This is a genomic window from Vibrio sp. OPT41 (assembly GCF_015163595.1).
Classification (GTDB): Bacteria; Pseudomonadota; Gammaproteobacteria; order Enterobacterales; family Vibrionaceae; genus Vibrio; species Vibrio alginolyticus.
This window is the reverse complement of sequence record NZ_JADDYH010000036.1, coordinates 46,883-61,499: the sequence shown is the minus strand read 5'-3', so window position 1 is coordinate 61,499 and position 14,617 is coordinate 46,883. Positions and strand designations below refer to the sequence as shown.

The following is a 14,617-nucleotide window of genomic DNA, read 5'->3' as shown; positions in this document are numbered from 1 at the left end:
CCACTCAGAGAAACTCGCTATTGAGTTAATGACACTTCATCCTGTAATCCGACTACGTGACTCCCGACGCTTCCCAGATTTAAACCATGTCAACGGCGATGGTAAAAATGCTCGGATTGAAAAACGAATCAACAACACCTGTCGACGCTTATTGGCTATGCCTGGCCATGTGAATAAAGGTGAGATTCGTAGTAGCCTCGACTCAATGCAAACGCTTGTTGAACACTATTTTGCGTTCAGAAGTGTCAGTAAAGGTAACCCACGCAAACCTCGTGATGGTCTTTTCTATACCAGCCCTTCCTCTGATAAAGGTTTGAGTCAGTTCTTGAAAGAAACCAATGACAAACAAAGCCGCTTGCTTTTAATGGGGTTACTCAATGCCTATCTTCAAGCTAAAGGCCCCACCGATTTAAGGCGCTGTGCGAGACCAATACTGATCATTGAAGATCCAGAAGGTCGACTGCATCCAACTCATCTAGCGAGAGCGTGGTCCTTATTGCAATTGTTGCCAATGCAAAAGATATTAACCACCAACAGTGGCACGTTACTCGGTTCTGTTCCACTGTATTCAATTCGACGTTTAATTCGGCTATCAGACAGAACCATCGCTAAGAGTTTAAACTCAACAAAGTTTGGTCGAGATGAGTTGCGCCGAATTGGTTTCCATATTCGTTTTCATCGTTCAGGCGCATTATTTGCGCGGTGCTGGTTACTTGTTGAGGGCGAAACCGAAGTTTGGCTTTTTCATGAACTGGCTCGTCAATGCGGGTATGACTTGGCTGCCGAAGGGGTTCAAATCGTTGAGTTTGCTCAATCAGGTCTAAAATCACTCATCAAAGTAGCAAAAGAGTTTGGTATTGATTGGCATGTCGTTACCGATGGCGACCCAGCAGGGAAAAAGTACGCGCATGCAGTGCGAGCACAGCTCGACCATGATCAGGAAAGGCATCGACTTACGGAGTTACCCGACCGAGACATCGAGCACTTTCTGTACAACAATGGTTTTGAACTTTTCTTTAAGGACATCATCAAAGTTCCTCATGACCACCCTATCCCTGCTAAAAAAGTCGTAAATCGTGTTTTGAAAAAACATGCAAAACCGGACTTAGCTTTGGCTATTGTTTCTCATTGTGAAGAGAAAGGCATGGAGTGTATTCCTGTTCTTCTGCGCTGGACACTTAAACGCGTTGTTACCATGGCCAACGGCAATACATGAGTTAGACGTATTTTACACTCAGCGTATTGTCTTGTAATACAAAAAAAGCACACCAATTTGGTGTGCTTGTATCAAACATCATTAATTTTGATTAAGGGTATTGAGAGGGATAAAACTCAATACACAGTGGATACCAATAAGATCGGGGGTTCACTACTGTGCTTGCTCAGCAAGCGAAGAAGAAGTAGCGGTTGATTTCGTATGCAACCATAGCCCTGTCGCTTTCATTAGATAGCCAAACACACCACCTAGCAACAACGATGGAATGACAAGTTGCCAGTTTCCGTCAGCCGCAAATGTTGCGCATGAACCAATAAAAGTACCAGGGATGTACGCGAGCCAAGCCTGTTTAGCTTGAATACACATGAAGAATGCCACAATAGCGGTAATCACATAGCCAATAATTTCCAACCCCACGTAAGTGGAACCGTGAATAATTACCATTGCCCAGAATACGCCTGTCATATTGGTGATTAAGCTGATGCCTAGTCCTTTCAATCCGCTCGTTGGCGCTGCAAAGTAGCTCGTGCAACCTAAAAAACCAGCCCAAGAAAGCAAACCTAAAGAGATGGCGATCCAACCCCATACGCCAGATAAAATTCCAGTAGTGATAGAAATAGCTAAAAGTCTCGTCATGGTAGTCATACCTACTCGGCTATTATCGTACCTATATGGTTCAATAACTGCCTTCATACATTGAAATCAAGGACACATGTTAGATACATCAGCTCAGCCTATCGGTGATATTGATCACAATAAGATATTATTATTTTCACAATTTACATTAAAAGTTTGACGCAACCGATAAATCAACAGATTTAGGGAATAAACCAACTCATCTCGTAGGCATATTTAATCAACCTTTAAAGAACTGAAGGCTTCCCTTTCATCATTCGCAGTCCCTCTCTTTTAATGCAGTCGACTAATGGGTTTTCTGCCATATCTGAACGCCATATAAATGAAAGCGTCCTTTCCATTTTTAACTCAGGTACATTTAATGCCACAAGGTGACCTGCTTCTATATATCGCTCTACATCTAAATACGGTAAGCAAGTAAGGTACTGACCATTAGCAACCAAACTACGTAACACCGGAACGTGTTCGTACTCGCGCCACACATCCAAATCTTCAATAAGGTGGTGAATAGAACTATCAAATGTTTTTCGTGTGCCAGAGCCATGCTCTCTTAGTACCCACTTCGCTTGCTCTAACTGCGCAAGGCTAACAGACTGATTACGCGCAAAAGGATGATGAGAAGCTGCGACAACAGTAAGATGATCACGACACCATACTTCTTGGTATAAACGGTTATCATCACAGCGCCCTTCAATAATCCCTAAGTCATACTTGTAATCTAATACCCCATCAATCACCCCTTTTGTACTTTGTACACCGAGAGAAATACGCATTTCTGGAAAGTCATTATCAATGATACTGATAAGATCGGGAACTAAGTGCTCTGCTGGGGTTTGACTCGCTCCCATACGAATCTCACCACTCAATAAATGTTGCTCATAGAAGCCCATTTCAATCTGCAATGCATCTTGTAGCAAGCGTTTTGCTTTTGGTCGTAACCACATCCCCCAATGGGTTAACGCCATTTGCTTGCCTTGCCTCTCAAACAACGGCCTGCCAAGCATCTTCTCTAATTGCGCAAGCGACATACTCGTCGCTGATTGTGTCAAAGCCAATTTTTCTGCGGCTTGGCTTACACTGCCGGTATCTGCAACTGCGTCGAAAACCGCTAATTGCTTAAGTGAGTAGCGCAAAGTGTCCTCCATTATTAGTGGGTATTTCCCAATCCCCACAATTGTTAAAGCATGCCCCAATAAGCAATAGAGTTCATTTTACCTGGCCCCGCAAAGTTATCAATTAATTTGATGAGGTTTCTAAATATTATCAATTTTACCTTACTAACCGTTCTCCCTATTCTGAGTACGCGGTTCGGGAACACCGCAAGCCTCAATGGTTTTGAAACCGAAGTCATTGAGGCTCTTAATAAAAACAACAATTTCATTTTTGAGTTAATAACCAAGGATTTTTTATGCGATTACAAATTAAGGAGTCAATATGGCGGTGACCAGTTCTCAAAATCACCAGTATTTTTCTCCAAAAGAGATGATGGTTGAAGCGGAAAAATTTGCGTTAAGTAAGGCAAACAAAACCAGCAGTATGACATTAAGCCTCGCCATTATGGCCGGCGCGTTCATCGGGTTAGCATTCTTGTTTTACATCACGGTGACCACCGGCAGTACGGGCGCTGGTTGGGGCTTGAGCCGCCTAGCTGGTGGACTCGCATTTAGCATGGGATTGATCCTCATAGTGATCTGCGGTGGTGAATTATTTACCAGCTCCGTCCTATCCAGTATTTCTTGGGCCAATAAGCAAATCTCGTTCGGTAAGATGCTTTCGATCTGGGGCAAAGTTTACGTTGGTAACTTTATTGGTGCGATGTTCCTACTTGCGTTGGTTACTGCTGCTGGTCTTTATCAGATGGATGGCGGTCAATGGGGATTAAATGCGCTTAACATCGCACAACACAAACTTCACCACACTCTCATTCAAGCGTTTGCACTCGGTATTCTCTGTAACCTGTTGGTCTGCCTAGCGATTTGGCTGACATTTAGTTCTGCAAATGCAATGACAAAAGCAGCAATGACAATTTTGCCTGTGGCAATGTTTGTCAGCAGCGGTTTTGAGCACTGTGTTGCGAACATGTTTATGGTTCCACTTGGTATTGTTATCGCGAATTTTGCACCTGAATCTTTTTGGGCATCTGTCGGTGTGCCCGCGTCACAATACACAGACCTAAACATTAGCCACTTTATTACCGCTAACTTAATTCCTGTCACGCTTGGCAACATCGTCGGCGGAGCGGTATTAGTTGGCCTTTCAAACTGGTGTATTTTTCGCCGACCAGAACTAAAAGCAGCGAATATTTCTTCTATCACTACAACTACAACACTGTCGTCAGTTAAGGATTTCACCATGAAAAATGCCTCTTTTGTTAAAGACATTATGAACCCAAAACCAGTCACCATTCGTGCAGAAACGCCAATTGCAGCCGCGCTGGATGTGTTACTTGATAACAACGTAACTAGCGCACCTGTTGTAGACGTACAAAATCGATTAGTTGGCTTCTTCTCTGCTCACGATGTGATGGTAGAACTATGGTGTGAGGACTACATTCCGGTGAAAGACCAAAAAGTCGTCGACATCATGAGCCGAGATGTGGTCGCAATTGACGCTGGTGATCGTCTCGTTGATGTTGTGGAATTCCTATGTATCGATAAAGAGCAGTTGTACCCAGCGAGCAGTATGGGTATTGCCACTCGCTTGACGTCTTTGTCTCTCGAAGAACGCGCTAAAAGTATCAAAGTAAGTAAGCCACAAGTGCTTCCTGTGCTTGAAAATGGGCAGATGGTCGGGGTGGTTACTCGTACTGAAGTATTAAAAGCACTACGCCCGATTTTTGGTGAGCGTTTAAACTTGGTGGAAAAAAGTGAGTTAGAAACAGCGTAATTCGCTAAACATTTACAACGTCTATTGGCTTTCAATCGCTATCACTGACTGGTTTATCGATGTTAGTGATGTGATTAAGATAATAAAAAAGCGCTCTTCAAGTGAAGAGCGCTTTTAGTGTATCTAAAAGGAACTAATTACTTCTTAATACCTTCGATATGAAGTTCCATATCGACGTAGCTTGAAGCACCCATTACTGGGATGTCAAAGTCAGCAAGCTCTAGGCGAGTGTTGCCAACAAAGCCAGTGCGCTCGCCGCCCCATGGGTCACTGCCAGCACCAACGAATTCAGCCTCAATAGTAATAGGCTTAGTAACACCGTGTAGCGTTAGATCACCAGTTACATCTAGTTTGCCATTGCCTTTATCAACCACTTTTGTGCTCGTAAAGGTTGCTTCACTGTATTTACCAGCATCGATGAAGTCACCACTACGAATGTGTTTGTCACGTTCAGCATGGTTTGAATCTAGGCTGGTTGTATCAACAACAACATTTACTTTTGAGTCAGCAATGTTGTTTTCATCAAAAGAAAAGTCACCAGAAAATGTATTGAAACGACCTTTGATGAAACTGTAACCCAAGTGGCTAACTTTAAAGTTGATTGAAGCGTGAGCACCTTTGGTATCGATGACATAATCTGCAGCTTGCGCACCAAATGGCAGTGCCATAGCGATAGCTAATCCTGTAGCGAAAAGTGACTTTTTCATTTTGAAGCTCCTAACATTTTTCTTAATGTGTTGTCTTTATCGATAAAGTGGTGTTTTAGTGCAGCAATAGCATGTAAACCTGCAATCAGGATGACTGCCCAAGCTGCATAGAAGTGAATCTCACCTGCAATATCTGATTGGCCTGGGAATAACTCTCCCGCTCCTGGCACGGTGAACCAATTAAACACTTCGATGCCGCGTCCATCAGACGTTGAAATGAGGTAACCTGAAACAAAGATGGTGACCAATAGTAGGTACATGACACCATGCGCTGCTTTAGCAGCAAGCACTTCGTAACGTTTGCCTTCTACCTTTGGTGACGCCGTCACATGTTTCCATACGATGCGTGCCAAAGTTAAAATAGCGAGTAAAATACCGACAGAGCGATGGTAATGCGGCGCAGTTCGATACCATTCGCTGTAATAGCTAAGGTCGACCATCCACAAACCCACTGCAAATAGACCAATAATGCACAGCGCTGATAACCAATGCATCACGCGTGCAGTAAGGTTGTAATTCTTTACCAGTGTATCCATCTCAAGTTCCTAGATATATTCCTAAGTTAATGCTGAGCAAGAAACACTACATTAACCTATTTACGTCATATGAAACAGATTATTTACCATCATTTACATCCAGCCAATGGTACCGTATCTATCAAGTTGTTCGAATTTTTTGAAGGAACTTTAAATCGTTTGTAAAACTGAAACTTACAGCTTAACTTCTTGTTCTATCTCATACAGCTCTTCGGAAACTTCTAACATTCTGCGTTCAACCAGTAACTTAGCATCTTCAACACCCTTGTTATAGTAAATTGGCCCTAGTTTTTCTGTAATAAAATCAATTAGAAACTCACTATCGAACTGGCCAATTTCAACATCTAGCTCGTCTTGCATGTAATCTTGAATAGCGGTGGCCAGCGCCTCTTTTTGTGCGCGTTCTAGCTTTATCATTTTTTCCCTTTCAAATTTTTGTTCAACTTCTGCTTCTTTCGTGTTGTTCTATTAAAGATTAGACACGGTCATTTGTGAGAAATTTGGTGTTTAGATCAAGAAGTTGCCGAAGTAAATTAGTCTATTCTCAAAAGACTATGCTAACCTTTTGCAGTTCGTTTTGTAATTATTAAGGGATATTCTTTGCTACTCGACCTAGTTATTCAAAGTGTTAATGATTTTCAAGACGACTGTCTTAAGCTGTGTGAAAAGCATTACCCTGCGGTGCATAACCAAGGCATGAGTGAGCATCATCTTGGTCTCGCGTTTTCAAGAAGGATGGAACATACTTTTCGTCACTTTGGATACAACTGCGTGATAAAGCCAATCGAAGTGTTGGATTCTCCAGACCTTCCCCATCACTATCGAATTTCATCCGACATTGGCACTGTCTGGGTTCTGAGTCACCATATGGTCAGTGCCGGAAAATCTTGCCGGGAAAACTTACTCTCATCAATTACGGAATGGCAGAGTGAATATGGCTATGCCTTACAGCCTAATGACCTACTCTTTTTGGTTTGCGATCATTGGATAAGTCGCAGCAAAACGAGCCGAGAATTACTTCATTGGTGGATGGGTGAACTACCCGATCAGATCAACGAATACACAGAACAAGGAATCACACTGTACACCAGCGAGTCGCAACTCACGCAATCTTTGGACACTCGATTCGGTATTAGCCCTTGTTACATTAAGTTTGGGCATCCTTTACGGCGTTCGAACAAACAGCAGTTAGTCAGAAAATATTTGCAGTTGTATGCCGTACTGCAATGGTAGCATCAAATTGAAGTGCTGAGATTATCAATTATTTCATCAATTTGTTTGATATCACTCGACAAAACTACCCATCCATTACCATCGTTCTTGCTTGAGTTAATGAGCACACTTAGATTCATTGCCAATGAAATAGAAAAATTAGCGCGATAACGCTGATGTTGAGACATTGATTTAGGTTGTGGTAACAATGATGAGCATCTCGCAACTACTTAGTTGCATCCGGAAACAAGCCGACGGGCAGTATATTGCGAAATACGCGAACTTCACTCTCCGCAGTGTCTTTCAACCCATATATAAGAACGATATTTCCATCGTTGGCCTTGAAGCACTGGTAAGAATTAGCAATGCCAATGGCAACATGGTTAGGCCAGATCAGTTTTTCCAATCCAAAGCGACTCCCACTCAAGATTTGCTCAATGTTGAACGCTTAAGTCGCCTAATCCATATCAAAAATTTCTCTCAGTCTCGCTTTCACACAAAACAATTGTTTCTCAATGTATTACCGGTAGCGGCAGAGATACTAGTCAAAGACATCACGTATAACCGACTGCTAAAACAAACCATTTATGAATCGCATTTGATGAATGAACAAATCGTCATGGAGTTACTTGAATTGAAGGTGGAGGATGAACTCTCTTTGTCTCAAGCTGCTCGGGAGTTAAGTCTTGAAGGATTTAAATTAGCGATTGACGATTATGGCGTCAATGCATCGACAACTGAGCGAGTGAGAAGCGTTTGCCCAGATATAATCAAGATGGATCGCTCTTTATTGCTAAGGTATGAAAACGGTGATTTTAAAGCGCTTAACGATGCATTATCACTCGCAAAAGCGTTATGCTCTAAAACCGTTATCGAAGGAATTGAAACCGAGCATCAACTTCGCTTAATGAAAAAGCTCGGTTTCGATATGTATCAAGGGTACCTACTTGCTATCCCCCAAACGTTAGACGCCTATGAAGAGGCAAAAACAGCCTGACTATGTAAGAACAAAAGTTTGCGCGGTTTAGCGAGAGCTACGTGATTTACCACGATTCTTATGAATCGCCAATTTTGCTTTTAGCTTACGCTTCTCAGATGAACGACTACGACGACGCCCACCCCCATTTTGTTCAGGCTCAATTTCTTCTACAAGACTTGGTTCGAAACCTGCCAGCCATTCTTGGGGTAAGCGTTGATCAAGCAGATTCTCGATAGCTTGCAACAAGTACTCCTCATCTCGACTCATCAGAGAAACCGCCAAACCTGACTTTCCTGCTCTTCCAGTGCGGCCAATTCGATGGACATAATCTTCTGCTTTGAATGGCATATCAAAGTTCACGACTTGTTCTAGCTCTTGAATGTCTAACCCTCGTGCTGCCACATCGGTTGCAATCAAAGCACGTACCTTACCTTGTTTAAATTCATCCAAAGCTCTTTGGCGGGCACCTTGTGATTTATCGCCGTTGATAGAAACCGCTTTGATGCCATCTAACTTGAGCTCTTTCGCTAACTCATCACTGCCTTGCTTCGTTTTTGTAAATACAAGCACTTGCTGCCAATTCCGCGAGCCAATTAAGTACGCTAGCAATTCACGTTTCCGTTTTTTATCCACTGGATAAACCATTTGTGTTACCGTTTCAGCAGTCGTATTTGCTGGTGAAACTTCGACTTCAACTGGCGATTCCATGAGTTTATACGCAATAGTTTTGATTCGCTTCTCAAATGTCGCAGAGAACAATAGGATCTGTTTCTCAGCAGGCAAACGTCGGAAGATGCGCTGCAAGTCAGGCCAAAATCCCATATCTAACATACGGTCGGCTTCGTCTAACACGAGCATACCGGTTTTAGAGATGTTTACGTTACCATTAAACAGGTGATCCAAAAGGCGGCCTGGCGTGGCAATCAAAATATCAGCACCCTCTTCTAACTTTCTCTTTTGTACGCCAATGCTTGTACCACCATAAACACACACGATGCGAAGTTCTGTTTCTGCCGAGTACTGATTCAAATTATCAAATACCTGCTGTGCAAGCTCGCGTGTTGGAACCAAAATCAATGCTTGAGGTGTGCCGTTAAGTTTCTTTTGCTGAACGGTTTGTATGATAGGTAAACCAAACGCAGCCGTTTTTCCCGTACCAGTTTGTGCAGCAGCAAGTAAGTTTTTTCCTGCAAGGACGTGTGGAATTGACTTTTCTTGCACTGGTGTTGGCGTCACGATATTTAGATTGCCTAGCGTCTCGATTAGCTTTTGTTCGATGCCTAAATCAGCAAAATTAACAGACATGTGTAACCTCATTATTTTTGGAGCGCAGAGTTTACCAGAGCCCCTAAAGCCATACTACTTTTCTATCTCATTGAGTTGAGTCATTAAGCTGTTGCTGAAAGTCATACGACTGGCGCAAAACATCTCGATAAAGTGACGAGAACTTCTCTTCTAATTCGGTGTAATCACTTTCAATCACTTTAAATGTTGTGGTTAAGTCTGCCATTCTAGGGCTTCTTTGCGACATCCGATGTAGTGCAAATTCTATATTGTCTAGATCTTGATAGGATTGAAGCCATCGGCCATGCCACATTCTGCTGTGGAGCACCAAAAAACGTGGCGGCAAATGTTCATGAACCTCTCGGTTTACTCGCTCGTATGCCGTTTGGACAAAGTGTTCGAGAGGCACGGAATGAAAGTCGTTCCAGTGTTTTGCGAGGCAATGATCCCAAAACATATCCAAAGCGATAGGTGCAAAACGTCTCGCAATACCAGTGAAATGAGGCTTACATTCGTTGACGATTGGATGATGGTCAGTAATACGGTCAACAAATCTATGTAATCTGATACCATTTGAGATATCGCGATCATACAGCTTGCTTGGATCTCCTTTTACGAAGTCTCCAAGCAAGTTTCCCAATAAATGGCTGTTACTGTGATCTGCGATATGCAGGTGGGCTAGAAAGTTCATTCGACGCCAGTTTTGGCCTCTAGGGCTTGGTGTGACATGAACCTAGTATAACGTCAATTACGACGAGATGAGAGTGTTCCGCTATTCGGCTTCGTTGTCTGAGCCAACGTATTCCGACAAGATAATGCCAATTTCAAGCGCATCTAGCAGCTCTAGGCTCTCATCGTTTTGGTATTGGTCGCTCATTGTGACCTCCTTTATTTTAAGCTCTCTTGCTTTTACTCGCTGACGGCCTGACTCTTGCCATATCCACATCAGCAACTCCTTTTTATAGTCTTTATATGACACATTCATGACAGCGAGAAGTAAAGATTTAAAAACCTATGAGCATAATCAAAAGTAAACGATTGCAATTAGATTTCATATCCGCTTAACACTTTAGAGAAATGACTCTTTTATCAAAATTCATGTCAATTTAAAGATATAACATACTGTTATAGGCGTCCTTAGATCTCATTTCTTAAACTAAATTTAGTATTCGTTACATATTTTGCTGATTAACTTCGCATATTTTGTTTCGATATAGCAATAGATTTGGTCAATATCTTTTATCTCTAATGGAGCTTTAAATGAGAGAAGTTGAGTTTAGAACGATAGACAGGCTGTTTATCAAGATGTCTATCAACGACAAAATGTGGGTTATATTCCTACTATTTTTAGTAGCCCTCACTTCAGTGGCTGGAAGCCGCTACTTCAATGAAATACAACAATTTGAGCAGCAAGCCATCTCGGCGAGCGAAGCGAAGCTTTCTGGTATCGTTGATGCTCAATCAAACCGCGCTACAGAAATTGACGGCGTATCGAAATCGAACCGCGTAAGCGAGAGTTCTTTTGTCGATGGGTCTGTCACCGCTTATGCCAAGTTGCATTCTGGGGAAGTGATTAAGCTGACTCAAAATGTGTCCACACAATACGAATCGTTAAAATCATCAGCTCTATCGTCACTATTACTCAGCTTCTTATGGGTTATTCCTTTTGCCCTATTCTCTTACTGGGTGGCAACGTTTATCGGAGGAGCTCTGTGGGTTTTATATACAACAACCGAAAAAATTGGTGACGGTGACTTAACCTCTCGTCTTGGTTTCCATCCAGGTCGAGATGAATTCGGTACCATCGGCTGTGCGCTAGACAAGTCTATGGATACCTTAAGTGAACTGGTTAATAGTGTTAAAAATAATGCAACGATGTTGAGCGAGACATCTTCTGCATTCGAAAAAGATATGCAGTTGAGTGAAACCCAGATATCTCATCAATATCAAACGCTTGATTCAGTCGCGACGGCAATGGAAGAAATGACAGCCTCTGCAAAGGAGGTATCAAGTATTTCTCAACAAGCAACGACGCAGTCAGACCAAGATGCCCAGAAGATCGAACTAAGCAGAAGCCGTGTACAAAACGTGATTGGCGAGATAGAGACGTTATCTAGCTATATTGAACAAGCCTCTACGTCAGTAACCAATTTAAACGAGAATACGACGCAGATTAATGACGTGATCACAACGATTAACGCCATTTCAGAACAAACTAATCTGTTGGCACTAAACGCAGCAATCGAAGCAGCCCGTGCTGGTGAACAAGGTCGTGGATTTGCAGTGGTTGCCGATGAAGTACGTACATTAGCAAGCAGAACTCAACAGGCAACAGTAGAGATCCAAGCCATGATTGAGAAGCTTCAAATAGAGAGTCAGAACATTGCTTCAATCACCAACAGAACCGTTCAGCAAGCTCAAACCAGCAGCCAGCTTATTGATGAAATCGGCCATGATGTTACCTCTATTGCCGAGTCAGCACGCTCATTAATGGACATGAGCATTCAGATTTCCACATCTGCTGAAGAACAAAGCGCAGTGGCTAACGATATTGCATCGGAACTTTCAGAAATTCGTAGTCAATCAAGCACAATCAGAGAAGTGGCGGAGCAATCTACCGCTGGCGTCGCTAATCTCACGCAAGCCTCCGTTTCTCTTGGTGAGATATTACAACGCTACCGCACCGCATAACGTTGTGGAACTTATGATCAACAAGGGCTCCTTAGGGAGCCCTTTTCTTTAAACCGTGTTCAACTATTACCTTCGATATTTTCTACGACATCCAAGTGGATATTTGAAGTGAATCTCAAGTTCTCGCTGTACCCGATGAAATAATGTTCTTAAACAGAGCGTTCCGCTATGCTTGATCTTGCCAATTCCAATTTGCTGCTGGAAAACAATATGAATAATTACAAAGACACAAAAGACATAGAGAACCTGAATTGCCCACTCTGCCAAGGAGATGAATATCTCATTTCATCGGATGGCGAGAAATTCACATGCGCTGCTTGCGGATTTCATACAAAAAACTTCTCATCTATCCAATGTCTACATCAAACGCCTTACCTACAGTCTAAACTTAAGCTCATCCACAGCTTGAGTCCGGTTTGCCATTAGTAGGTCAAACAGAGCAGCCACACAGCTGCTCTTTTAATTCATCTAAATGATGGATGCGAATTACACGCTCGTCCTCAACAAGATTGATAGCTTCACCATTAAATAACTGTATCGTTTTGATACCGGCGTTTAGTCCCGCCTCAACTCCTTTAGGCGTGTCATCAATATAAAGACAGTCACTTGGTAAAAAGCCCATGCTCATAGCACTGTACATGATTAAATCAGGCTCAGGCTTCCAACTATTCGCATCGAATGCCGAGAACACTTTGCCTCGGAAAGCATCGAGTAAACCGGTTAACTCCAAAGCGTATTCAATTTTATCTTTAGGTCCATTAGACGCCACACAATATTCGATATTATGCGAATCCAAAAACTGAATTAATCGTTTTGCGCCATCCATTGGCTGTAAGTGACGCACAAAAAGAGACTGGACTTCTTCTCGGTATTGCGGCTCTAAAACATCAATTGGGACTTTGATATCTTTCAATTCTTTAGTATCTAAAAGGATGTCAGCGAGCTTTCCTCCTTTAAAGTGAGAAACGCACTCTTCCATCGTTAACTCAGCCCCATGCTGGTTAAATACATTGACGAGCGCTTGGCAACACAGTCTTTCGCTGTCGACCAACGTACCATCACAGTCAAATATCACGCACTTAATATTGGTAATTGCCATAGCCATCTCCAGACGTCTTAAAGGCTCAAGCCCAAGCTGATTTTAAGAATGTTTGGATTAATCTTATTTGAGTTTGGGATTGTTGAAACGACGAGCTTGGCATTTCATGGAAATAGAAGGGAGCAATTACAGTTTTTCTAAGCAAGATCACCCAACGTCATCTTGCTTTACTTTTTATGCACATTGATGTGTAAGTTAGTCTTCGATAACCACTGAGTCTAACAGTTTTTGCTCGGTGCTTAGTCTTTTAGCCAGATCAGCCACAAACGAGCTTTTGTATTTTGATTCAGAAACAGCAACATCAGAGATGAGTGTATATCCTTCGAGATGGCTAACAATAGCAGCACCAATTGGGACTCCAGATTTAAAACCAACATATAATTCAAAATCTGGCGTGAGGATAATCTGTGTCAGATATTCAATGATCATATCTTTATCATACTGCTGTTCCCAGCGCTGAGATTGCAAGATAGAGAACATAATGGTCAGTCGATGAAAATCGACCAGAAAAATATCGTCGGGGTTAAATTCAGAGTCACTTTCCAGTAATGTGTCTTTGTCGACTACTTGATAGGTTGCTTTTTCTAGCGTTTTGAAATAGACATCGCGCCCTTTCAAACTCTCTGGTGTCGGAAATTCAACTTCGACCAGATCATACAGCCATGTATTTTTACGCTCGATACTGGCTAACTGTTGTTCATTCATCTTGATACCTTCGTTTAGAGCAGTACATTAGCATGAAGCCCGCAACAAACCTAGCGCACATAGACCTTTCCGTGGCTAAATTTTGTTTTAGGTGCAAACCTCTGATAGATTTCATCAATATCTTTCCTAGTTAAGGACAAAAATAATGAAAAAGATGCTGTTAAGTGCATTGCTTGCTACTACTCTAGTTGGTTGTTCAGATAACGATGTTGCTGACGTGGGGCTCGGTTGGTTTACTTTGAAAGACATCAAAGTCGGTGAGTTGAAAGACGAGGTGGTAACAGGTGTCACATGTCACATCGCCTCTATCGAAGCGGATTTCAGCTTAGCAGATCCAAGTGATAGCTCAATATCATGTCGTCAGACTGGCGAAATCACACCGGAAATGATTGCAAAAATAGATAAGAGTAAGTCCGGTGAAATTGTATTTAAGAAGTCAAAAAGCATTTTCTTCAAAACAATGAAGGTTCGCCGTATTTATGATGCCGATAACCAAACCTTACTCTACTTGTCTTATACAACAAAAGAGACCGATGGTAGTTTTAAGCATAGCCTTTCGACAGTCCCACTTTGGGGTACCAAGGCTTACGTTGAGCCAACTGAAGTGAAAAAGTAACGCGGGTAAATTTAGTTAGCGCGGAGCAGGCTCTTTCCGGGCGCTGCTGA

At 42.4% G+C, this 14,617-nt stretch carries 16 protein-coding genes; 6 read left to right on the top strand and 10 right to left on the bottom strand.

The window, feature by feature from the left end; genetic code table 11:
* Positions 1 to 1,216, top strand: a 1,216-nt coding sequence (locus IQP38_RS14605; RefSeq protein WP_228010073.1) for an ATP-dependent nuclease, incomplete at its 5' end; no start/stop codon positions are given.
* A gap of 153 nt (positions 1,217 to 1,369) precedes the next feature.
* On the opposite strand, the gene IQP38_RS14600 is transcribed toward IQP38_RS14605, so the two are convergent.
* Positions 1,370 to 1,852, bottom strand: a complete 483-nt coding sequence (locus tag IQP38_RS14600; protein ID WP_193837695.1) for a DUF1097 domain-containing protein — start codon at positions 1,850 to 1,852, stop codon at positions 1,370 to 1,372.
* A gap of 227 nt (positions 1,853 to 2,079) precedes the next feature.
* Positions 2,080 to 2,985, bottom strand: a complete 906-nt coding sequence (locus tag IQP38_RS14595) for a LysR substrate-binding domain-containing protein (RefSeq protein WP_169628838.1) — start codon at positions 2,983 to 2,985, stop codon at positions 2,080 to 2,082.
* 301 nt (positions 2,986 to 3,286) lie between these two features.
* Here IQP38_RS14595 and focA point away from each other — a divergent pair, with 301 nt between their 5' ends.
* A complete protein-coding gene (gene focA / locus IQP38_RS14590) occupies positions 3,287 to 4,738 on the top strand; it encodes a formate transporter FocA (RefSeq protein ID WP_193837694.1) in 1,452 nt (483 codons plus the stop codon).
* A gap of 137 nt (positions 4,739 to 4,875) precedes the next feature.
* Here the strand turns inward: focA and IQP38_RS14585 are convergent, their stop codons facing one another.
* The 3 genes from IQP38_RS14585 to IQP38_RS14575 form a co-directional block, all read right to left on the bottom strand.
* Positions 4,876 to 5,445 carry a YceI family protein gene (locus tag IQP38_RS14585; protein WP_193837693.1) on the bottom strand — a complete coding sequence of 190 codons (570 nt, stop codon included), beginning with the start codon at positions 5,443 to 5,445 and terminating at the stop codon, positions 4,876 to 4,878.
* The gene (locus tag IQP38_RS14580) at positions 5,442 to 5,981 is read right to left on the bottom strand and encodes a cytochrome b (RefSeq protein WP_005390157.1); all 540 of its coding nucleotides are present in this window, start codon (positions 5,979 to 5,981) and stop codon (positions 5,442 to 5,444) included. Before IQP38_RS14580 ends, IQP38_RS14585 begins: the two co-directional genes overlap by 4 nt.
* Before the next feature lie 174 nt (positions 5,982 to 6,155).
* On the bottom strand, positions 6,156 to 6,398 hold the full coding sequence (locus IQP38_RS14575) for a DUF2164 domain-containing protein (RefSeq protein WP_005390155.1): 243 nt from the start codon (positions 6,396 to 6,398) through the stop codon (positions 6,156 to 6,158).
* A 183-nt stretch (positions 6,399 to 6,581) separates the two neighbouring features.
* Here IQP38_RS14575 and IQP38_RS14570 point away from each other — a divergent pair, with 183 nt between their 5' ends.
* Together IQP38_RS14570 and IQP38_RS14565 are read left to right on the top strand one after the other, a co-directional pair.
* The gene (locus tag IQP38_RS14570; protein WP_005376385.1) at positions 6,582 to 7,214 is read left to right on the top strand and encodes a hypothetical protein; all 633 of its coding nucleotides are present in this window, start codon (positions 6,582 to 6,584) and stop codon (positions 7,212 to 7,214) included.
* A gap of 187 nt (positions 7,215 to 7,401) precedes the next feature.
* Entirely contained in the window at positions 7,402 to 8,190 is a 789-nt protein-coding gene (locus tag IQP38_RS14565) for an EAL domain-containing protein (protein WP_017634180.1), read from the top strand.
* 27 nt (positions 8,191 to 8,217) lie between these two features.
* On the opposite strand, the gene IQP38_RS14560 is transcribed toward IQP38_RS14565, so the two are convergent.
* From IQP38_RS14560 to IQP38_RS14550, 3 genes are all read right to left on the bottom strand, one after another.
* The gene (locus IQP38_RS14560; protein WP_165935324.1) at positions 8,218 to 9,477 is read right to left on the bottom strand and encodes a DEAD/DEAH box helicase; all 1,260 of its coding nucleotides are present in this window, start codon (positions 9,475 to 9,477) and stop codon (positions 8,218 to 8,220) included.
* Positions 9,478 to 9,544: 67 nt separating this feature from the next.
* Positions 9,545 to 10,147 (bottom strand): ACP phosphodiesterase, encoded by a 603-nt coding sequence (locus IQP38_RS14555; RefSeq protein WP_085569047.1) that lies wholly within the window; start codon positions 10,145 to 10,147, stop codon positions 9,545 to 9,547.
* Positions 10,148 to 10,228: 81 nt separating this feature from the next.
* Positions 10,229 to 10,402: a hypothetical protein gene (locus tag IQP38_RS14550; RefSeq protein WP_182017022.1), complete on the bottom strand. Its 174-nt coding sequence runs from the start codon at positions 10,400 to 10,402 to the stop codon at positions 10,229 to 10,231.
* A gap of 314 nt (positions 10,403 to 10,716) precedes the next feature.
* Between IQP38_RS14550 and IQP38_RS14545 the strand changes: the two genes are divergently transcribed.
* Positions 10,717 to 12,147, top strand: coding sequence for a methyl-accepting chemotaxis protein (locus tag IQP38_RS14545; RefSeq protein WP_005376380.1), 1,431 nt, complete (start codon positions 10,717 to 10,719; stop codon positions 12,145 to 12,147).
* Between the two features lie 430 nt (positions 12,148 to 12,577).
* Here the strand turns inward: IQP38_RS14545 and IQP38_RS14540 are convergent, their stop codons facing one another.
* Positions 12,578 to 13,246 (bottom strand): HAD-IA family hydrolase, encoded by a 669-nt coding sequence (locus IQP38_RS14540; protein ID WP_138940251.1) that lies wholly within the window; start codon positions 13,244 to 13,246, stop codon positions 12,578 to 12,580.
* A 195-nt stretch (positions 13,247 to 13,441) separates the two neighbouring features.
* On the bottom strand, positions 13,442 to 13,951 hold the full coding sequence (locus tag IQP38_RS14535) for a flavodoxin (RefSeq protein WP_161440945.1): 510 nt from the start codon (positions 13,949 to 13,951) through the stop codon (positions 13,442 to 13,444).
* Between the two features lie 145 nt (positions 13,952 to 14,096).
* Here IQP38_RS14535 and IQP38_RS14530 point away from each other — a divergent pair, with 145 nt between their 5' ends.
* The gene (locus IQP38_RS14530; RefSeq protein WP_005397614.1) at positions 14,097 to 14,567 is read left to right on the top strand and encodes a CreA family protein; all 471 of its coding nucleotides are present in this window, start codon (positions 14,097 to 14,099) and stop codon (positions 14,565 to 14,567) included.
* Positions 14,568 to 14,617 lie beyond the last annotated feature (50 nt).